This is a genomic window from Duganella lactea (assembly GCF_009857505.1).
GTDB lineage: Bacteria > Pseudomonadota > Gammaproteobacteria > Burkholderiales > Burkholderiaceae_D > Rugamonas > Rugamonas lactea.
This window is the reverse complement of the sequence record NZ_WWCP01000008.1, coordinates 95,072-115,578: the sequence shown is the minus strand read 5'-3', so window position 1 is coordinate 115,578 and position 20,507 is coordinate 95,072. Positions and strand designations below refer to the sequence as shown.

The 20,507-nt window shown below is 62.1% G+C and carries 13 protein-coding genes; 3 read left to right on the top strand and 10 right to left on the bottom strand.

Annotated elements, in window-relative coordinates; genetic code table 11:
* Nucleotides 1–99: 99 nt before the first annotated feature.
* The 10 genes from typA to GTP44_RS09530 all read right to left on the bottom strand — a co-directional run bounded on the left by typA (nucleotide 100) and on the right by GTP44_RS09530 (nucleotide 13,929).
* Complete coding sequence (gene typA / locus GTP44_RS09575; protein ID WP_160990987.1) at nucleotides 100–1,929, bottom strand: translational GTPase TypA; 1,830 nt, start codon at nucleotides 1,927–1,929, stop codon at nucleotides 100–102.
* Between the two features lie 89 nt (nucleotides 1,930–2,018).
* Nucleotides 2,019–2,945 carry a tRNA pseudouridine(55) synthase TruB gene (gene truB, locus GTP44_RS09570; RefSeq protein ID WP_161019253.1) on the bottom strand — a complete coding sequence of 309 codons (927 nt, stop codon included), beginning with the start codon at nucleotides 2,943–2,945 and terminating at the stop codon, nucleotides 2,019–2,021.
* Nucleotides 2,945–3,346, bottom strand: coding sequence for a 30S ribosome-binding factor RbfA (gene rbfA, locus GTP44_RS09565; protein ID WP_160990985.1), 402 nt, complete (start codon nucleotides 3,344–3,346; stop codon nucleotides 2,945–2,947). Before rbfA ends, truB begins: the two co-directional genes overlap by 1 nt.
* Before the next feature lie 72 nt (nucleotides 3,347–3,418).
* Nucleotides 3,419–6,301 (bottom strand): translation initiation factor IF-2, encoded by a 2,883-nt coding sequence (gene infB / locus GTP44_RS09560; RefSeq protein WP_161019252.1) that lies wholly within the window; start codon nucleotides 6,299–6,301, stop codon nucleotides 3,419–3,421.
* 46 nt (nucleotides 6,302–6,347) lie between these two features.
* Nucleotides 6,348–7,913 (bottom strand): transcription termination factor NusA, encoded by a 1,566-nt coding sequence (gene nusA / locus GTP44_RS09555; protein WP_161019251.1) that lies wholly within the window; start codon nucleotides 7,911–7,913, stop codon nucleotides 6,348–6,350.
* Complete coding sequence (gene rimP, locus GTP44_RS09550; RefSeq protein ID WP_160991125.1) at nucleotides 7,910–8,398, bottom strand: ribosome maturation factor RimP; 489 nt, start codon at nucleotides 8,396–8,398, stop codon at nucleotides 7,910–7,912. Before rimP ends, nusA begins: the two co-directional genes overlap by 4 nt.
* 238 nt (nucleotides 8,399–8,636) lie before the next feature.
* Entirely contained in the window at nucleotides 8,637–10,793 is a 2,157-nt protein-coding gene (rluB, locus tag GTP44_RS09545; protein WP_161019250.1) for a 23S rRNA pseudouridine(2605) synthase RluB, read from the bottom strand.
* Nucleotides 10,780–11,496, bottom strand: coding sequence for an SMC-Scp complex subunit ScpB (gene scpB, locus GTP44_RS09540; RefSeq protein ID WP_160990982.1), 717 nt, complete (start codon nucleotides 11,494–11,496; stop codon nucleotides 10,780–10,782). The genes rluB and scpB overlap by 14 nt, the downstream gene beginning before the upstream one ends.
* Nucleotides 11,497–11,739: 243 nt before the next feature.
* Nucleotides 11,740–12,765 carry a glucokinase gene (locus GTP44_RS09535; RefSeq protein WP_161019249.1) on the bottom strand — a complete coding sequence of 342 codons (1,026 nt, stop codon included), beginning with the start codon at nucleotides 12,763–12,765 and terminating at the stop codon, nucleotides 11,740–11,742.
* A 213-nt stretch (nucleotides 12,766–12,978) separates the two neighbouring features.
* A complete protein-coding gene (locus GTP44_RS09530; RefSeq protein ID WP_160990980.1) occupies nucleotides 12,979–13,929 on the bottom strand; it encodes a VTT domain-containing protein in 951 nt (316 codons plus the stop codon).
* A 501-nt stretch (nucleotides 13,930–14,430) separates the two neighbouring features.
* On the opposite strand from GTP44_RS09530, the gene GTP44_RS09525 reads away from it, so the two are divergent.
* The 3 genes from GTP44_RS09525 to GTP44_RS09520 all read left to right on the top strand — a co-directional run bounded on the left by GTP44_RS09525 (nucleotide 14,431) and on the right by GTP44_RS09520 (nucleotide 20,502).
* Nucleotides 14,431–17,298 (top strand): TonB-dependent receptor domain-containing protein, encoded by a 2,868-nt coding sequence (locus tag GTP44_RS09525; protein ID WP_229256858.1) that lies wholly within the window; start codon nucleotides 14,431–14,433, stop codon nucleotides 17,296–17,298.
* A gap of 191 nt (nucleotides 17,299–17,489) precedes the next feature.
* Nucleotides 17,490–17,621: a hypothetical protein gene (locus tag GTP44_RS27830; protein ID WP_267875227.1), complete on the top strand. Its 132-nt coding sequence runs from the start codon at nucleotides 17,490–17,492 to the stop codon at nucleotides 17,619–17,621.
* Nucleotides 17,622–17,835: 214 nt separating this feature from the next.
* Nucleotides 17,836–20,502 carry a TonB-dependent receptor gene (locus GTP44_RS09520; protein ID WP_371867191.1) on the top strand — a complete coding sequence of 889 codons (2,667 nt, stop codon included), beginning with the start codon at nucleotides 17,836–17,838 and terminating at the stop codon, nucleotides 20,500–20,502.
* Nucleotides 20,503–20,507: the final 5 nt, after the last annotated feature.

The following is a 20,507-nucleotide window of genomic DNA, read 5'->3' as shown; positions in this document are numbered from 1 at the left end:
GGTTTTGCTGCCTCGCACCAAAGTAACCCACCAGCAGCGAAAACGCAAATGAAAAAAGCCGCCCGAAGGCGGCTTCTTGATCTGACGATCCGGCGTGAATTACGCTTCGCGCGAAGCTTTCTTACGCTCGTGCTCTTTCAGGTGACGCTTGCGCAGACGGATCGATTTCGGGGTGATTTCCACCAGTTCGTCGTCGTCGATGAATTCCACGGCGTATTCCAGCGACATCTGGATCGGCGGCACCAGGCGCACCGCTTCGTCGGTACCCGACGAACGCACGTTGGTCAGCTGCTTGCCCTTGATCGGGTTGACCACCAGATCGTTGTCGCGCGAGTGGATACCAATGATCATGCCTTCGTACACCGGGTCGTTGTGGACCACGAACATACGGCCGCGATCCTGCAGTTTCCAGATCGCGTAGGCCACGGCGGCGCCGTCGTCCTGCGAGATCAGCACGCCGTTGCGACGGCCGCCCAGTTCGCCTTTGGTGTTGTCGACTGGCGCGTAAGCGTCGAACACGTGCGACATCAGGCCGGTGCCGCGGGTCAGGGTCATGAATTCGCCCTGGAAGCCGATCAGGCCACGCGCAGGAATACGGTATTCCAGCCGCACACGGCCTTTGCCGTCCGACTCCATGTTTTGCAGGTCGCCACGACGACGGCCCAGCTCTTCCATGACGCCGCCCTGGTTGGCTTCTTCCACGTCGACCGACAGTTGCTCGAACGGCTCATGGCGTACGCCATCGACCATCTTGAACACCACGCGCGGACGCGACACGGCCAGCTCGAAACCTTCGCGACGCATGTTTTCGATCAGAATGGTCAGGTGCAGCTCGCCGCGACCCGATACTTCGAAGGTGGTGTCGTCGTCGGTGGCGGCAACGCGCAGCGCGACGTTGGCCTTCAGTTCTTTGTCCAGACGGTCGCGCAGCTGACGCGAGGTGACGAACTTGCCTTCGCGGCCAGCCAGCGGCGAGTTGTTGACCATGAAGTTCATGGTCAGGGTTGGCTCGTCGACGGTCAGCATCGGCAGCGGGTCCGGGGTGTCGGTCGCGCACAGCGTCGAGCCGATACCGATTTCATCGATACCGTTGATCAGGCAGATGTCGCCGGCAACCGCTTCGTCGACCAGTACGCGCTCCAGGCCCTTGAAGTTCAGCACCTGATTGATGCGGCCTTTGATCGGGGTGGCGCCTGGACCATTGATGACCAGAACGTCCTGGCCGACCTTGATGGTGCCGCGGTTGACGCGGCCAATGCCGATCTTGCCCACGTAGGACGAGTAGTCCAGCGAGGTGATTTGCATCTGCAGCGGGCCTTCCGGATTGTCGTCACGGACCGGCACGTGTTCCAGGATGGCGTCGAACAGCGGCTTCATATCGCCCGAGCGCACGTCTTCGGTCAGACCGGCGTAGCCGTTCAGGCCCGAGGCGTAGACGATCGGGAAGTCCAGCTGCTCATCGGTGGCGCCCAGTTTGTCGAACAGTTCGAAGGTCTGGTTGATGGCCCAGTCAGCGCGCGCGCCCGGACGGTCAACTTTGTTCACGACAACGATAGGCTTCAGGCCCAGGGCCAGTGCTTTACGGGTCACGAAACGGGTCTGTGGCATTGGGCCTTCTTGCGCGTCCACCAGCAGCAGCACCGAGTCCACCATCGACAGCACGCGCTCGACTTCGCCGCCGAAGTCGGCGTGGCCTGGGGTGTCGACGATGTTGATGTGGGTGCCTTCGTACTCAACCGCGCAATTCTTCGACAAAATCGTAATGCCGCGCTCTTTTTCGAGGTCGTTCGAGTCCATCACGCGGGTATCGACCGCCTGGTTTTCGCGGAAGGTGCCGGACTGGCGCAGCAGTTGGTCAACCAGCGTGGTTTTGCCGTGGTCAACGTGGGCGATGATTGCAATATTGCGAATTGCGCGTTTAGTAGTCATGGTAGTTATCTTGGGGAAAAACTGCGAGATGCGCACAAATCATGCGCTAAGCCCTCTAGTATAGCATGTTGCGATGCAACTCCATCGCTTTATTGCGGAGTAAATGCGATTAATCGCTCCGGCGCCAGGATGCTGTAGTCGCCGAGGATGGCGGTGCCCAGCAGTTTGTCGTCCAGATAGACGCGTACCCTGCCCTGCGTCGGCGGCACCACAATCGACGGCTCCTTGCCCAGCGGCAGGCGCTGGCCGTTGAGGAAGCGCTTGGCCAGTTCGGCATTCAACTGCACCGCCGGGAAGCTGGACAGCAAGGCGTCCACCGGCGACAACAAGCTCAGCGGCGCGGCGTGCGCGTTCAACGCTTCCAGCGTGATCATGTGCTCGGTGCTCAGTTCGCCGACCTGCGTGCGGCGCAGCGCGTTCAAATGCGCGCCGCAGCCCAGCGCCTTGCCGATGTCCTCGCCCAGCACGCGGATGTAGGTGCCCTTGCTGCAGGTGACCGACAGCTTGAGGAACGGCGCCTCGTAGCCGATCAGTTCCAGCTGGTGGATCACCACGTCACGCGCCTCGCGCTCCAGTGTGATGCCTTCGCGGGCGTACTCGTACAGCGGCTTGCCGTCGCGTTTCAGCGCCGAATACATTGGCGGCACTTGCTTGATCGGGCCGCGAAAGCCCACCAGCACGGCGCGGATCTGCTCCAGCGTGACGTTGACGTCGCGCGTTTCCAGCACCTGGCCTTCGGTGTCGCCGGTGTCGGTGGTCAGCCCCAGGTGGACGGTGGTGTCGTAGCTTTTATCGGCTTCCAGCAAGTCCTGCGAGAACTTGGTGGCCTCGCCGAAGCACAGCGGCAACAGGCCGGTGGCGAACGGGTCGAGGGTGCCGGTGTGGCCGGCCTTCTTGGCGTTGAGCACGCGCTTGGCCTTGATCAGCGCGTCGTTGCTGGACAGGCCGACAGGTTTGTCGAGCAGCAGCACGCCGTCCACCAGATCGCGGACGCGTTTGGTACGAGCTTGATTCATTACGCTTCGCCGTCTTCCTTGCCGTCATCGAGCGAGCGGGTGCTGTTGGCCTGATCGATCAGCGCCGACATCGCCATGCCACGCGCGGCCGAGGTGTCGTGCACGAAGTGCAGCTGCGGCAGCGTATGAATGTGCAGACGCTTGCCCAGCTGATTGCGCAGGAAGCCCGACGCGGCGTGCAGGCCGGCCAGCGTGTTCTTGACCGACTCGGCATCGTCCTTCAGCATGGTGAAGTAGATTTTCGCGTGCGCGTAGTCCGGCGTCAGCTGCACCTCGGCCAGCGTGATCATGCCGATCCGCGGGTCTTTCAATTCAAAGACGATCAGTTCGGACAGGTCTTTCTGGATCTGATCGGCCACGCGCAAGCCGCGCTGTGGAATGTTTTTGCTATGTTTTGCCATGATGATTCCCTAAACGGCAAGTGGACGGGAAGGCCCGTCCACTTTACCAGATACTGCTGTGCTACCCGTAAATTACAGGGTACGCGCGATTTCCTGCACTTCGAACACTTCCAGCGAGTCACCCACCTGGATGTCGTTGTAGTTCTTCAGCGACAGGCCGCACTCCAGACCGGCGCGCACTTCCTTGGCGTCGTCCTTGAAGCGTTTGAGCGAGTCGATTTCGCCAGTCCACACCACGATATTGTTGCGCAGCAGACGGACCGACGACGAACGCTTGACCACGCCATCGGTGACCAGGCAGCCGGCGATCGCGCCGACTTTGGACACCAGGATGACCTGACGCACTTCCAGCTGACCGGTGACGGTTTCGCGTTTCTCCGGCGCCAGCATGCCCGACAGCGCAGCTTTGACCTCTTCGATCGCATCGTAGATGATGTTGTAGTAACGAATATCCACGCCGTTCGATTCGGCCAGCTTGCGCGCCTGCGCATCGGCACGGGCGTTGAAGCCGATGATGACCGCTTTCGACGCGACCGCCAGATTGACGTCCGATTCGGTGATGCCGCCAACCGCCGCGTGCACCACCTGCACCCGTACTTCCGAGGTCGACAGTTTCTGCAGCGAGGCCACCAGCGCTTCTTGCGAACCCTGCACGTCGGTCTTGATGATCAGCGGCAGGTTCTTCACCTCGCCCTCGGCCATCTGGTCGAACATGTTTTCCAGTTTCGCGGCTTGCTGTTTCGCCAGTTTCACGTCGCGGAACTTACCTTGACGGAACAGACCAATTTCACGCGCCTTGCGCTCGTCGGCCATGACCATGACTTCTTCACCGGCTTGCGGCACTTCGGTCAGACCCTGGATTTCGACCGGGATCGATGGGCCGGCTTCGGAGATCGGCTTGCCGTTTTCGTCCAGCATCGCGCGCACGCGGCCGAAGGACGAACCAGCCAGAATCACGTCGCCGCGCTTCAGCGTACCGGACTGCACCAGCACGGTGGCCACAGGACCCTTGCCTTTATCCAGACGACCCTCGACCACCAGGCCGCGCGCTGGCGATTCCACCGGCGCTTTCAGTTCCAGCACCTCGGCTTGCAGCAGCACTTGCTCCAGCAGGGTGTCGATGCCGACGCCGGTTTTCGCCGACACTGGCACGAATGGCGAATCGCCACCGTATTCTTCCGGCACCACGCTCTCGGCCACCAGCTCCTGCGTCACACGGTCAACGTTGCCACCCGGTTTGTCGATCTTGTTGATCGCGACAACCAGAGGCACGCCGGCCGCTTTCGCGTGGGCGATCGCTTCCTTCGTTTGCGGCATCACGCCGTCGTCGGCCGCCACCACCAGAATCACGATGTCGGTGGCTTTCGCACCGCGGGCACGCATCGCCGTAAAGGCTTCGTGACCCGGCGTGTCCAGGAAGGTGATCATGCCGCGCGGGGTGTCCACGTGGTAGGCACCGATGTGCTGGGTAATGCCACCGGCTTCGCCCGAAGCCACTTTGGCGCGGCGGATGTAGTCCAGCAGCGAGGTTTTACCGTGGTCGACGTGACCCATGACGGTGACCACCGGCGCGCGCGGCGTCGCTTCGAAGTGCGCGTGCTCGCCCTGGTCGGCCAGGATCGCTTCCGGATCGTCCATCTCGGCGGCGTGGGCTTTATGGCCCATTTCCTCGACCACGATCATCGCGGTTTCCTGATCCAGCACCTGGTTGATGGTGCACATCTGGCCCAGCTTCATCAGCTGTTTAATGACTTCGGACGCCTTGACCGACATCTTGTGCGCCAGTTCGGCGACGGTGATGGTTTCCGGCACGTGCACGTCTTTGACGACGGCTTCGGTTGGGGCCTGGAAGTTGGTCTCGCGATCATCCGACTGGTGATGACGGCGACCGCCGCCCTTGCCACCGCGCCAGCTGTCGCGACCGTTACCGGCCGGCGCGCCACGACCTTTGTTGGCACCGCCTGGTGCGCCACGTTTCTTGGCGTCGTCCGACCAGGTCGACGACACATTGGCCGACTTGATCGATTTCTTGTCGGCGCCAACCGCCGGCTTTTTATCGCCCGGCTTGTCACCTGGCTTGGCGGTCGCGGCGGTCGCAGGCTTGTGCAGCGTGCCTTCCGCGACTTTCGGTTTGACCGGCGCCGGCGCGGGCTCAGGTGCCTTGATGGCGCGACGTGGCGCGTTCATCATGGCCTTGATCTGGGCCACTTCGTCGGCGACGGCCTGGCGTGCGCGCTCGGTGGCGGCGGCTTGTTCAGCGGCTTCCTTGGCGACAGCCGCAGCCTTCTTCTTGGCTTCTTCGGCGGCGGCTTTTTTCTTCGCCTCCTCGGCGGCGTTGTCGGCCGCGGGGGCGGCGACAGCGGCAGCGGCGGCAGGTGCGGCGGCGGCGGCCTTGGCGGCGGCGGCTTTCTTCGCCTCTTCCTTGGCTTCGGCTTCGGCTTCCTTCTTGGCGGCGGCTTCGGCTTCGGCGTTGGCTTTGTCCTGGGCGGCTTTATCCGCTTCCAGCTTGGCCAAACGCTCTTGCTTCTCGCGCAGATCGGCTTCCTGACGGGCGATCAGTTCCGCCTGTTTCTTGGCCTCTTCTTCGCGGCGCGCGACTTCCGCCGCGTCGATCACCGGCGCTGGCGCGGGGGCCGGCGTGGTGGTCAGCGGTTCGTCGCGCTGCACGAAGGTGCGCGTTTTCTTGACGGCGACCTGGATCGTGCGGGCCTTGCCATTGGCGTCGGCCTGCTTGATCTCGGTGGTTTCCTTGCGCGTCAGCGTGATTTTCTTCTTCTCTTCGGCACCGGCGCCGTGGGTACGACGCAGGTGATCGAGCAGCTTATCCTTATCATCTTTCGACAATGGATCTGACGTCGAACTTTTTTCGACGCCGGCAGAACGCAGCTGCGTCAGCAGCAGGTCTGCAGGCATCTTCAGTTCGGTGGCAAATTGGGCTACGTTGTTACTCGCCATTCAGTCCTCTTTTCTATGTGTCGCGGAGATGATAAAAATAATCAAATTAAGCCTTTGCAGATTCAGTCAGACTCCAGGCCTTGGCTTGCAGCGCCTTGGCACGGTCGTCGTACTTCGCATCAACCAACTTCATCTCATCGTCGGTCACATCTTCAAATTCACTCGTAATCAGTGCGCGTGCACGGTCAGACGACAGGGCCAGAATGGCGCCGAACTCGTCATAAGCCAGGCCGGCAAACGCTTCTACCGTTTTGATACCAGCCAGGCCCAGCTTGCCGGCGGTGATGCGGTCCATGCCTTCCAGACCGACCAGCGCCTCGTCCATGCCTTCCAGGCCTTCTTCCGAAGCGATGGCTTCGGTGACCAGGGCGTCACGGGCGCGGGTGCGCAGTTCGTTGACCGTATCTTCGTCAAACGATTCAATCTCCAGCATTTCCGAGATTGGCACGTAAGCGATTTCTTCCAGGCTGGCAAAGCCTTCTTCCACCAGAATGTCGGCCACTTCCTGGTCGACATCCAATTTTTCCATGAACAGCGCGCGGATCGCGGCGGTTTCCTGGGCTGCCTTGTCGGCCGATTCCTCGGCCGTCATGATATTGATCTTCCAGCCGGTCAGATCGGACGCCAGGCGCACGTTCTGGCCCGAGCGGCCGATGGCGATGGCCAGGTTTTCCTCGTCCACCACCACGTCCATCGCGTGCTTCTCTTCGTCCACGACGATCGACGACACATTGGCCGGCGCCAGCGCGCCGATGACGAACTGCGCCGGATCTTCCGACCACAGCACGATGTCGACGCGCTCGCCGCCCAGCTCGCCGGTCACGGCCTGCACGCGCGAACCGCGCATGCCGACGCAGGTGCCGATCGGGTCGATGCGCTTGTCGGCGGTGTAGACGGCGATCTTGGCGCGCACACCGGCGTCACGGGCGGCCGATTTAATTTCCAGCATGCCTTGTTCGATTTCCGGCACTTCCAGCTCGAACAGTTTGGCGATGAATTCCGGCGCGGTGCGCGACAGGATCACTTGCGGGCCGCGCATATTGCGGTCGACGCGCAGGATGTAGGCACGCACGCGGTCGCCGATCCGCAGATTCTCTTTCGGGATCATCTGGTCGCGTGGCAGGCGGGCTTCGATCTTGCCCGATTCAACGATGGCGTCGCCGCGCTCCATGCGCTTGATGGTGCCGGTGACCAGCGAGTCGCCGCGTTCCAGGAAGTCGGCCAGGATCTGTTCGCGCTCGGCGTCACGCACGCGCTGCAGCACCACTTGTTTGGTGTCTTGCGCGAAGCGGCGGCCGAATTCGACCGACTCGATCGGCTCTTCGATGTGGTCGTCCACCTCGATGTCGGCGATCTGCTCCTTGGCTTCGAAGTGCAGGATTTCCTGGTCCGGCAGTTGCAGGCCCGCTTCATCAGGCACCACGTGCCAGCGACGGAAGGATTCGAACTCACCCGACTCGCGGTCGATCGAAACGCGGATATCGACTTCACCCTCATAGCGTTTCTTCGTGGCTTGCGCCAACGCGAATTCCAGCGCGCCAAACACCACGTCCTTGTCGACGTTCTTTTCACGCGCCAGCGCGTCCACCAATAACAAAACTTCGCGACTCATGCTTTGCGTCCCTTAAAATCCACCTGCGGCACCAAGCGTGCCTTATCCACATCGGCGAGTGTGAAATCCAACTGCGCCGGACCTTCATTACTTTCAAATTCCAACGACAAATTCTCGCCCTCGGGTTCCAGCAGGACCCCCGTGAACGATTTCCGGTTGTTCGTACCCGGCATGGCCGCGCGCAGCTTGATGACCACCTCGCAGCCTGCGAAACGCGTGAAATCCGCGAGCTTGCGCAGCGGACGGTCCAGCCCCGGCGACGAAATTTCGAGACGTTCGTAAGGAATATTCTCGACCGTCAGCACGTGCGACAGCTGATGGCTGACCGTGGCGCAATCCTCCACGGTGATCGGACCTTTTTCTTCGGCGTCTTCGGCGCTGAAATCGATAAACACGCGCAGCAGTCCGCGCTCGGCCCGTTCGACATCAACCAGCTCGTAGCCCAGACCGGTAACGGTCGTTTCAATTAAATCCGCACGCTGCAAGAAATTCTCCAGTTCAAGACCTGTTAATTTGGTGCACAACAGGCCGTTCAAAACGGTTCAACAAAAAAAAAATGGGCATCTGCCCATCTTTCTAAAACACCTAGCCAGATGAAGAGTTCCGGAGCGGACTGCGCAATCTGGAACTTCTACTAGGCTGGATATTATAACCTTATATGAAGTCCGCTGCAATGCCGCACGGGCGGCATGGCAGACTTACAACAAGGCGAAAGCTGCCTGATCAGCCCTTGCGGCGACGCGGCATACCATGATCGGCGGCGCCGCCACGCGGCGGCTGACCACGCCGCGGCGCACCGCTGGCGGCGCCGAAACCGAACGTGGTTTGCAGCGGGTCCGGCTGACGCGGGCCACGACCCGGGCCTTTGGACTGCTGACCACGGGCTTGCCCCTGGCCTTGTCCTTGCCCCTGGCCTTGCCCACGACCACCCTGGCCCTGCGCGCGCGGCGCCGGCCCCTCACCCAGCGGACGGCCACCGGCATACGCGCCGATACCTTGCGGACGACCACCCGGACGGCTCGACGTCTGACCGCCACCCTGACCTTGGCCCTGACGGCCTTTGCCGCCACGGTTACCAGTACCGCCGCCGTTGCCACCAAAACCACCGCCCTGACCACGGCCGCCATTGCGTGGAACCTTGGCGAACGGCAGTGCGTTGGCGTTGCTCAGGTCGGCGCGATTGAAGTTCGGCTCATTATCGTCGTCTTCGTCGTCGTCATCGAAATCACGCTCGTCGCGACGCTCGGCGCGCTCAGCGTGCTGATCACGGTTGCCATTCGGATTACCATTGCGGCCACGTTTTTCCGGACCTTTGTTCTGCGCCGGCTTGGCTTGCTGCTGCGCTTTGGCGGCCGGCTGCGCGGGCGCAGCCTTCTTCTCGACGCTGTACGCCGCCATCAGGCCGCGCACCGCGTTCTCTTCCATCTCCTCCCAACGACCGCGCTTCAGGCTACTCGGCAGCGTCATGGCGCCGTAACGGGTACGGATCAGGCGCGAGACGGTCAGGCCGATCGCCTCGAACATGCGGCGCACCTCGCGGTTACGACCTTCGCCAATGATCACGCGATACCACTTGTTGATGCCCTCGCCACCGCCATCGGCGATTTTCGAGAACTGCGCCACGCCGTCTTCCAGCTCCACGCCGGCCAACAGCTTCTGGCGCATGCCTTCTTCCAGCACGCCCAGCGTGCGCACCGCGTATTCACGGTCGATACCGTAGCGCGGGTGCATCAGGCGGTTGGCCAGATCACCGGAGGTGGTGAACAGCAGCAGACCTTCGGTGTTGAAGTCCAGGCGACCAACGGCCAGCCACTTGCCGGCCTTCATGGTCGGCAGGCGGTCGAATACCGATGGGCGGCCTTCCGGATCGTCCATCGAGACGATTTCGCCGGCCGGCTTGTGGTAAATCAGCACGCGCGGCGGCTTTTTGCTCACGCGGCGCTGGATCAGCTTGCCGTTGATGCGCACCGCATCGGTCGGCAGAATGCGCTGGCCGATGTGGGCCGGCTCGCCGTTGACCGATACGCGGCCGGAAACGATCAATTCTTCCATGTCGCGGCGCGAACCCAGGCCGGCCTCGGCCAGCACTTTGTGCAGCTTCGGCGCGTCGTCGTCCGAGGTCAGGTCGCGGCGCACCGCCTTGGCTGGCTGGCGGCCTTTACCCTCGTCCGCGTCGAACGCGTCCGATGTGACGTAGGAAAAGGCGGCGTCGGCATCATTACCCTTGGCGACGCCGGCCTGCTGACCACCGCGCTGCTTGCCATTCTTGCCCTTGTTGTTCTTGCCAGTACGCTGACCGTTGCGCTGTTCATGGCGCGGCTTGGCTTCGCGTGCGGCAGCGGCCGGGCTCACGCCCTCTTCCGCCGAAATCACCGCTGGCGCCGCCTCGGCCACGACCACTGGCTCAGGGCGGGTTGCTTCACGCAGCGCGCGCTGTTCGCGCATCTGGCGCGGACCACGTGGACGCGGCTGACGTTCCACACCACCCTCTGCCACCACGGCGGCCGGGGCCGGTGCGGCCGCCGTCAGCGGCGCCTCGACCACCGCCGCTTCAGCGACCGGCGCAACCTTCCTGGCGCGCGGCTTGACCGGCTTGGCGGCTGGCGCCTCACCCTCCACGGCTGGGGCGGCTGACGCAGCTTCGGCATCGGCCTTCTTGGCGCGCGTTTTCTTCACTGGCGCCAGCGTGTTGGCGGCGACCGCCTCGCTGGTTTCAGCCTTGGCCTTCAGCTTGGCTTTGGGCTTGGCCACAGGCGCTTCGCCGGCGGCGGCAACAGCGGCATGATCAGCCTCAATCTGGGCTTTGGTACGGCGCTTAGGCTTGGCGACCACGTCGGCCGCGGCTGCGTCGTTCGTCTCAGGGGTATCAGGTTTGTTCATTATTCGTTTCTTGGTTGTGCTCTGCGTCAACCGTTAAATCTGGCGCGGGGCCTTGTTCTTGCACTATTTCTTCTTGCTCGCTAGCGCCGTCCTGCTGCGCAGCCTTCTCAAAGTTCTCTTGCAGAGCCGCTTCCAGGGTTTCCATAGCGTTCTGACCATCACTGATTTGCTGCAACGGCGGCAACTGGGACAGCGAATTCAAGCCCAAATCATCCAAAAACTGCTTGGTGGTGCCCAGCAAGGCCGGGCGCCCGACAACGTCTCGATGACCGATGGCATCCACCCAACCACGGTCTTCCAGCATCTTGATCGTCTGCGAATTAACGGCAACGCCGCGTATTTCCTCAATGTCGCCCCGGGTGACCGGCTGGCGGTAGGCGATGATCGCCAGTGTTTCCAGCGTCGCCCGCGAATATTTCGGCGGTTTTTCCGGGCTCAGCCGATCCAGGTACAGCTTCATCTCCGGACGGCTCTGGAAACGCCAGCCACTCGACAGGCTGACCACTTCCACCCCCTTGCCGGCCCAGTCCAGCCGCAGTTCTTCCAGCAATTCCTTGATCGTGTCGCTGCTGACACCGGGTCCGAGCGGCCGGTCCTGGTCATCCAGTTCGACAAACAGCTTCTTCAGACTGTGGATCGATAACGGCTCACGAGCGCATAGCAAGGCGGTTTCGAGGACTTTTTTAGCCTCAAGATTATCCATAAGCAAAATCGAAAGAAATCAATCACACTCAGTGAGGCTGGCGGGAGTACTCGCTGAAGCTGCTTTTCCGACGCCAAGGCCTATGCGCACCCGGCGGGAGAGAGGGACATGCCGGCAACGGCCAAGACCGTTGCTTTCTACGTGAAAAGTGGGCAGGAAGCCAGACGTTTCATCCAACACCGCGAATTGTACCTGATAAAACCACAAAACGCGCATTTCAACGTCATCGAAATGTAATTGAGCTTACGCGGAGGCAAGTCTCTCCGATAAAATCGCCGAAACACCAACAAACGCCGGATATTCCGCCGTGATCACCCAGGTCGGCACGGCGGACAAATAGTGCTGGAAGCGGCCCTTGGCCTCGAAGCGGGCGCGAAAACCGGAGCGGTCGAAGCGCTGCCCCAGCTTGGGCACGATGCCGCCGCCAATATAAACGCCACCCTGCGCGCCGAGCGTCACGGCGATATTGCCGGCGATGGTACCCAGCATGCAGCAGAATGCTTCCACCACGTCGTCGCACAACGCGCATTCGCCGGTCAGCGCGCGGCGCGAGATTTCCGCCGCGCTCAGCTTTTCGGCCGGCGCGCCGCTGAAATCGGCCAGGGCGCGATAGATCAGTTCAATGCCGGCGCCGGACATCAGCCGCTCGGCCGACACATGGTCGAATTCTTTCCAGGCAAATTGCAGGATCGCCACTTCGGTTGGATTGGCCGGCGAGAACGTCACATGACCGCCCTCACTCAGCAACGCGGTCCAGCCCTCCTTGCCCGGAATCAGGCCGGATACGCCGAGACCGGTGCCGGCGCCGATCAGGCCCAGTGGCGTGCCCGGCACGCCAACGCCGCCGCCCACCTGATGTTTCTGCGCCGCCGACAGTTGCGGCAACGAGCTGGCCAGCGCAGTGAAATCGTTGACCACCACCAGGGTGTCGAAGTTGACCTCGCGGCGCAGCGCCTCGATCGAGAATTCCCAGTGGTGATTGGTCATGCGCACCATGTCACCGGTGACCGGATTGGCAATGGCGATGGCGCCGTTGCGGATGCCGGTCACGCCCGTCTGGGCGACGATGGGTGAGGCCAGATACGCCACCAGGGCGGCGGCCAGGGTCGGGTAGTCGGCGCAGGCCAGCACGTCGATCGCGTCAATCTTGCCGGGCGCGGTTTCCAGCGCAAAGCGCGCGTTGGTGCCGCCCACATCCGCCAGCAGACGCGGGCCGCCAGGGAAAACGGTACTCAGGGAGGGAGGCGTTTGTACGGAGTGAGCAGTCATGATGGATCGAGAATAGTTGAGGCTTAAGCTTAAGGTATTTTTGCCATCACTAGCAAGCGGAAGTTTGTAGTTTTAGTACAGATTCACAGGAAAATTAGCGAATCAGGAGTTTTCTTACGTAGTATGACTACCAAACAGATAAAGCTCCAGGGCACACCAGCACGTCATTCCCGCGCAAGCGGGAATCCATGCTGAGCGGGAATGATGCAGGTTTCAGGCGGAGGCGGTGTTGTTTTCGCTCTGGCTCTCGCGGCGGAAGGCGGCGTTCCACGCCTCCAGCCCGCCATGCAGCGGACGAGCCAGATGGTAGCCCTGCCCGATCAGGCTCTTGGCCACATGTGCGGCGGTCACGTCGTTCGGGCAGCTGCAGTAGACGATGATGTGCCGCCCCTTGTCCAGTCCGACGATCTGGGCATTCAAGTCGCCGCCGTTGAACAGCACGGCGCCCGGCACGGCCGGGTCCAGCATCTGCGCGGTGGCGCTGCGGGCATCAACCAAAATCGGCTCATGGCCCTGCTCCATCATCTGCTTGAAATCGTCGATGGTGATCCGTTCGACATCCACCGACTGGCGGAACCGCTTGCGCTCGACATATTTAAAGGCGACGAACAGCGACAGCAGCACGGCCAGCACGATCAGCGCGGTGGTGCCCATGGTGCTCAGAATATCCAGCAACTGGTCGACACTGGTATGGAAGAAGGCGCCGATGCCGATGCCGGTGCCGGCCCACAGGGTCGAACCCATCACGCTGAAGCACAGGAAGGTGCCCGGCCGCGTGCCCATGGCGCCGGCCAGCGGCGGCGCGATCACGTTAAAACCAGGAATGAACTTGGCGACGATCATCGCCTTCGGGCCCCAGCGCTTGAAATTGTCCTCGGTCTGGCTGACGCAGTAATCGGGCGACAGCGAAATCTTGCACAGTAGCTTGAGGATGCGCTTGCCGTAGAAACGCCCGGCGCGATACCAGAAGGTGTCACTGATCAGGCAGGCCAGCATGGCCACCGCCAGCACGGCGCTCCAGTGCGTGTCGCCGTCGACCGACATGGCGCCGGCCACGATCAACAGCGGAAACGCGGGAATGGGCATGCCGAGTTGTTCGATCAGCACGATGCCGAACACGATCAGCACGCCATATTCTTGAAGCAGAAGGATTAAATTCGCCATCCGGATATCTTAACTTAAAAACCGATTAACCGTGGACCGGTGTCACTGAGCATCCACCCATTCATCCCCCACGCTAAGTCGGATTAAATTTGAACTCGGCGCATCCAAGTCGGGCACCACTTTCGGCCAGGCCGGGTCGTTTGTGGCATCAATGCAACGCGGTGTCTCAGTATGGCAGTAGATTCATTATCGTTATCAATCACCACATTGGTGCGTTGCAATAACTTGCTGCCATACTTTTGCCTCATTTTTACCCTCCGGACAATCTTTCCATCGTTCCCAAGAGAATACGCACCAAATTAGAGCGCTTGCTTGGGCAAAATTAGCGCAACATTTCAAAAAAACAATTCTTTGCCTCTGGGGCAGTCCCGTAAGGGTTTCCACATTGACAGCTATTCGCCGCAAATGATTTGATGAAAAGGCAGCAGCATCCACGCTCTGTAAAAAATATAAAGCCACACACGCGTTGTTCGTCGCTTCATTTTGGGAGAAGAAATAATGATGGTTGAAACAGTTATGGCCCGTTCGGTGCGCCTGGTTTGTGCTGGCGGCCTGCTGCTCGGCATGCACGCTGCGGCGCTGGCCCAGCAAGCGGAGGCGGACGTCGTCGCCCGCGTGGAAATTACCGGCTCGTCGATCAAGCGGATCGCCAAGGAAGGCTCGCTGCCGGTGCAGACGCTGAGCCGCGCCGACATCGAACAGAGCGGCGCGCAGAACGTGGCCGACCTGGTGGCCCAACTGCCGTCGATGCAGGGCTTCATCACCTCGTCGGCCTCGGTCAACGGCAACGGCGGCGGCGTGCAGACCGCGTCGATCCACGCCATCGGCACCGCGTACACGCTGGTGCTGCTGAACGGCCGCCGCATGGCGCCCTACGGCACCGGCAGCGCGGTCAACCTGGCCAGCATTCCGCTGGCGGCGGTCGAGCGTGTCGAGATCCTGACCGACGGCGCCTCGACGCTGTACGGCTCCGACGCGATCGCCGGCGTGATCAACTTCATCCTGAAGAAAAACCAGACCGCGCTGGTGGTCGAAGGCACCTACAACTCGCCGCAGAAATCCGGCGGCAAGAGCAGCAACTTCGCGATCAGCAAAGGCTGGGGCAACCTGGAGGACGACGGCTTCAACGTGCAACTGTCGTACAGCCACGACGAGCAGAAAGAGCTGAATGCCGCCGATCGCGACTTCGCCAAGTCCGGCGTGCACAAGTTCAGTCAAAACGGCAAACCATACGCCACCTGGCAGACCAGCATCAACTCCACCCCGGCCAACGTCGAGGTGCTGACCGCCAAGGACGACGTGGTGCTGAACACCGACCTGCTGACCAAGAACGGCTGCACCCAGGCCAACACCTTCTCGCGCGGCGGCGCCTGCCGCTTCGACTACGCCGCCACCGTGCAACTGCTGCCAGAACTCAAGCGCGACAGTGTGTTCGCCAACGGCAGCCTGAAACTGGGCAAGGACACCACCGCCTACAGCGAACTGGTGCTGTCGAAATTCACCAACACCGCGCGCTACGCGCCGGCCGCGCAACCGCTGACCGTGTTCAGCACCGACCCGGTCAGCAAAATCAAGACCGTCAACAACAGCTACATCGGCGCCTACAACAGTTCGGTCGCGCCGCTGCTGGCCAGCCAAGGCATCAACGCCGCCGACGTCACCGACGCCCTGCTGTACTACCGCGGCGCCGACGCCGGCGGCCGTACCGACGAATACCGCACCGACGCCGTCCACTTCGTGCTGGGCGTGGACAGCAACTACGCCGGCTGGGACCTCGGCGGCGCCTTCACCCACTCGCAGAACAAGCAGACCGACAAGGCGCTGGCCGGCTACATGAGCGGCGACAAGTTCGAAGAACTGGTCCGCACCGGCAAGTACAACCCGTTCGTGTCGAGCGCCGGCGCGGCTGCGGTGCTCGCCCCGGCGGTGCTGCATCAGGACCTGAGCCACACCAAATCGACGCTCGACATCGTCAGCGCGCACGCTTCGCGCGAAGCGTTCGCACTGCCCGGCGGCGCCGCCGCACTGGGGGTGGGCGCCGACTTCACCAAGCAGAAGTACGAAGACAATCCGTCGCGCATCGCCATGGGCCCCGGCCCCGGCAACCCGGGCTGGACCGACACCGAAATCGGCGGCGGCACCGGCTCGCAGGCGCTGGACGCCAGCCGCAACAACTGGGGCGCGTTTGCCGAATTGCTGATGCCGGTCACCAAGGAACTGGAAGCCACCACGGCGGTGCGCTACGACAGCTACGACGCGGTCGAGAAGCACAACACCAGCTACGACTCGTCCGGCAAGGCCGCGCAAGGCGGCAAACTGGGCGAAGACGTGGCCAAGGCCACCTATAAACTGGCGCTGCGCTACACGCCGACCCAGGCGCTGCTGCTGCGCGGCTCGTATGGCACCGGCTTCAAGGCGCCGACGCTGAACAACATCGCCGACCCGCTGAAGAACGCCGGCTCGTCCAACGCCTTCGCCTGCCCGGTCAAGTCGCCGGACCCGCGTGCGGTTTACTGCCGTCCCGGCTCGTCGGAGTATGGCCTGCTGGACAGCGGCAATCCGGCCACCGGCGACAAGGCGCTGAAAGCCGAGACTTCCAAGCAAGCCACGCTGGGATTCCGCCTGGAACCGACCACCGCGCTGTCGGTCGGCCTGGACTGGTGGGACGTCAAGCTGAAGAACCAGATCCGCACCTTCTCGCAAGATCAGCTGTTCGGCAATCCGACGCTGGCCAACCAGTGGATCGCCGTCTACGCCGATCCTATCCAGAAGAGCAACGTGCTGGTGGCGGTGCGCTCGCCGCTGAATCTGGCCGCCTCGCACTTCCAGGGCATCGACTGGGATACCACCTTCCGCACCGCGACCCCGGTCGGCAAGGCCAGCCTCAACTGGACCGGTACTTATATGACCAAGGCTGAGCAGGATACCCCGGGCGTCGGCACCGAGAAATCGATCGGCCGCTTCAACTCCTACGATGACGTGGTGTTCCGCGTGGTCAGCCGCATGATCTTCACGCTGAAGACCTCGGACAAGCTGAGCAACTCGCTGACCGTCAACTACCGTTCGGGCTATCACGACAAGCCGCTGACCGCGGACGACGCCGCAGTGCGCGTGGTCAACGCCGATGGCAGCATCGGCGGCGTGACCGACATGACGCGCGACGTCAGCTCGTACACCACGCTCGACTGGCAGACCAAGCTGAACTATGTCAACAACCTGACCGTGACCGCCGGCATCCGCAACCTGCTGGACCGCGATCCGCCGTTCTCTGTGCGTAACTCGGGCGGCGGCAACCAGGTCGGCTACGACGGCCGCTATGCCGATCCACTGGGCCGCACCTTCTATATCACCGCCCAGTACCGCTTCTAACCAGATCGGCTGATTGCTCCCCACGAGGGCCGGCCAATGCCGGCCCTCGGTTATTCACGCGACGCATTTCCCATATCCAGCCATCATGCGATTTACGTATGGCACATATCGAAACATGTGATTGTATTTATATCTCAGACTCCTGTAATCTCCCTACATCGACATTCACCGCAGTTCACAGGAGAACTTCCATGACCACCATCACCGCCCCACTGACCGCAAAACCAGTTCAGCCAGCCACCCGCCGCTCGTGGAAACAGCTCATCCGCCGCGCGTTCGAAACGCTGGGCAAGCACTACGCGCACGGCCCGTACATGCTGTAAACACGATGTTGCTGCACAACAAAAAAAGGACCATGTGGTCCTTTTTTTTTGCCGTTGTTTTTTATGAACAGACAACCTTTCTGAATTGACAGCTCCACGCTCTGTAATGAATTATCAAGCCTCCTGAACTCGCTCACCGAAGCTCAGGAGCAATGTCAACTTTACCAAAAGTTGGTTTATAAAAAAATTCAGATCGTTTTGGGAGTAGTGAGCAATGATGAAAGAAACCGTTTTGTCCCGTTCCGTGCGCCATATCTGCGCCGGCGGCCTGCTGGGCCTGGGGCTGATCGCGCCGCTGGCGCAAGCACAAACCGACGCGCCGATGCAGCGGGTGGAAGTGACCGGCTCGTCGATCAAGCGCCTGGTGTCGGAAACCGCCAATCCGCTGACCGTGATCAAGGCCGATGACTTCGTCAAGCAAGGCTTGACCACCGCGCAGGAAGTGCTGGACCGCATTCCTTCGAACAGCTCCAGCTTCAGCTCGGGCAACGTGGTCGGCGGCAATAGCTCCGGCCTGCCGACCGGCGGCCAGACCAGCGCCGACCTGCGCGGCCTCGGCGGCGACAAGACGCTGGTGCTGCTGAACGGCCGCCGCATCGCCAACCACCCCTACGACGGCGCCAGCGTCGACCTGAACATCATTCCGGTGTCGGCACTGGAACGCATCGAGGTGCTGCGCGACGGCGCCTCGGCCATCTACGGCACCGACGCCATCGGCGGCGTGATCAACTTCATCACCAAGCGCTCGGTGCAGACCACCACCATCACCGCCGAAGCGATCCTGCCACGCAAGGACGGCGCCGACGAAAAACGCGTCAACCTGTCGAGCGGCTTCGGCAACCTCGACCAGGACGGCTACAACGTCTTCGGCGTGTTCGACTATCACAAGCTCGACATCCTGACCTCGCAGCAGCGCGACTTCTCCAAGACCGGCGTGATTCCCAGCAAAGGCCTGAACCTGACCTCGGGCACCACCTTCCCCGGCAACTACTTCGACCCGACCTCGGGCGCCACCGGCAACCCGGGCTTCGCCGCCGGTTGCGACGCGCCGCTGTCGGTGCCGCGCGCCAGCAACGGCACCTGCCGCCAGGATTACACGCGCCAGATCGACGACCTGCCGGAACAAAAGCAGACCTCGTTCTTCGGCAAGGCCACCTTCAAGCTCAACGGCGACCACCTGGCGTCGATCGAATACCTGCACTCGGAAAACGATGTGGTGTCGCACACCGCGCCGCCGCCGCAGACCGGCCTGCTGCTGCCGAAGAGCAGCAAATACTATCCAGGCAATGCCGGCGGCGTGCCGGCCATGCCGGGCCTGTCGGGCGATCCGCTGTCGGTCAACTGGCGTCCAACCGAGGCCGGCCAGCGCGAGATCAACTCCAAGGGCGCGGCTGACCGCCTGGTGATCGCCGCCGAAGGCCTGTTCAAACAGTGGGACTACAAGGCCGGCTTCACGCTGTCGGAAAGCCGCTCGGCGGAATACTTCACCGGCGGCTACGTCAACGACGCCAAATTCGCCGCCGGCGTGGCCAACGGCATCCTCAATCCGTTCGGCAAGCAGGACGCCGCCGGCAAGACCTACCTGGACAGCACCGCGCTGCGCGGCCAGGTACAGAAAGGCAAGACCCGCAACACCGGCATCGACGCCAAAGCCAGCCGCGAGCTGATGGACCTGGCCGGCGGCAAGCTGGCGGTCGCCATCGGCGGCGAACTGCGCCGTGAAGAAGCCGACTTCTACGTCAACCGCGACATCGCCGGCCAGGCCGCCTCGTCCGGCCTGTCGGGTTCGCAGTCGACCGACGGCGCGCGCACCATCAAGGCGGTGTTCGGCGAGGTCAACCTGCCACTGCTGCAAGACCTGGAAGTCAATCTGGCGGCCCGCTACGATGATTACAGCGACGTCGGCAGCACCACCAATCCGAAGGCGTCGTTCCGCTACCAGCCAGCCAAGCAAGTGCTGTTCCGCGGTTCGGCCTCGACCGGTTTCCGCGCGCCGACGCTGTTCGAGAAGAACGCGCCGCAGTCGAAGAACGACACCAACAACTCGTACAACGACCCGGTCCTGTGCCCGGGCGGCGTGCTGTCGTCCAACCCGATCGCCAACCCGCTGCGCGACTGCGATCTGCAACAGTACAAGCTGCAAGGCGGCAATCAGAACCTGAGCCCGGAAAAATCGAAGACCTTCTCGGTCGGCGTGGTGCTGGAGCCGATTCCGCAAGCGACGCTGGCGATCGACTACTGGAACATCAAGCTGAAGGACAAGATCAACGCGCTGCCGGAAGAAGCCATCTACGGCGACTACGCGAAGTACAAGGCGCGCTTCCTGCGCAATCCTGACGGCTCGCCCTACGCCATCCTGGATCTGAAGGAAAACCTGGGCAAGGTCAACACCGACGGCCTCGACGTCGCGCTGACGCTGCGTTCGGGCACCACCCAGGCCGGCAACTTCACGCTGACCCTGGACGGCACCTATGTCCACAAGTATGAATACCAGGACGAGCGCGATGGACCGTACACCCAGAACGTCGGTCGCTACGCCGCCAACAATCCGGTATTCCGCTGGAAGCACAACCTGGCCCTGAACTGGCGCCTGGCCGACTGGAACGCCACGCTGGCGCAGTCGTTCAAGACCGGTTACACCGACCAGAACCTGGACATCGCGCCGCAGTACCTGAACCAGGTGCCGTCGTATCAGCTGTGGAACTTCTCGACCAGCTACACCGGCTTCAAGGGCGTAACCCTGACCGCCGGCGTCAAAAACCTGCTGGACAAGGAACCACCGTTCTCCAACCAGGGCACGCTGTTCCAGAAGGGCTACGATCCACGCTACACCGATCCGGTCGGCCGCTCGCTGTACCTGCGCGGCAGCTACAGCTTCTAAATGTC

Excerpts from the sequence above, each read along its gene's own strand:
- typA (WP_160990987.1), bottom strand. The coding sequence starts at position 1,929 with ATGACTACTAAACGCGCAATTCGCAATATTGCAATCATCGCCCACGTT.
- truB (WP_161019253.1), bottom strand. The coding sequence starts at position 2,945 with ATGAATCAAGCTCGTACCAAACGCGTCCGCGATCTGGTGGACGGCGTG.
- rbfA (WP_160990985.1), bottom strand. The coding sequence starts at position 3,346 with ATGGCAAAACATAGCAAAAACATTCCACAGCGCGGCTTGCGCGTGGCC.
- infB (WP_161019252.1), bottom strand. The coding sequence starts at position 6,301 with ATGGCGAGTAACAACGTAGCCCAATTTGCCACCGAACTGAAGATGCCT.
- nusA (WP_161019251.1), bottom strand. The coding sequence starts at position 7,913 with ATGAGTCGCGAAGTTTTGTTATTGGTGGACGCGCTGGCGCGTGAAAAG.
- rluB (WP_161019250.1), bottom strand. The coding sequence starts at position 10,793 with ATGAACAAACCTGATACCCCTGAGACGAACGACGCAGCCGCGGCCGAC.
- scpB (WP_160990982.1), bottom strand. The coding sequence starts at position 11,496 with ATGGATAATCTTGAGGCTAAAAAAGTCCTCGAAACCGCCTTGCTATGC.
- GTP44_RS09535 (WP_161019249.1), bottom strand. The coding sequence starts at position 12,765 with ATGACTGCTCACTCCGTACAAACGCCTCCCTCCCTGAGTACCGTTTTC.
- GTP44_RS09530 (WP_160990980.1), bottom strand. The coding sequence starts at position 13,929 with ATGGCGAATTTAATCCTTCTGCTTCAAGAATATGGCGTGCTGATCGTG.
- GTP44_RS09525 (WP_229256858.1), top strand. The coding sequence starts at position 14,431 with ATGGTTGAAACAGTTATGGCCCGTTCGGTGCGCCTGGTTTGTGCTGGC.
- GTP44_RS27830 (WP_267875227.1), top strand. The coding sequence starts at position 17,490 with ATGACCACCATCACCGCCCCACTGACCGCAAAACCAGTTCAGCCAGCC.
- GTP44_RS09520 (WP_371867191.1), top strand. The coding sequence starts at position 17,836 with ATGATGAAAGAAACCGTTTTGTCCCGTTCCGTGCGCCATATCTGCGCC.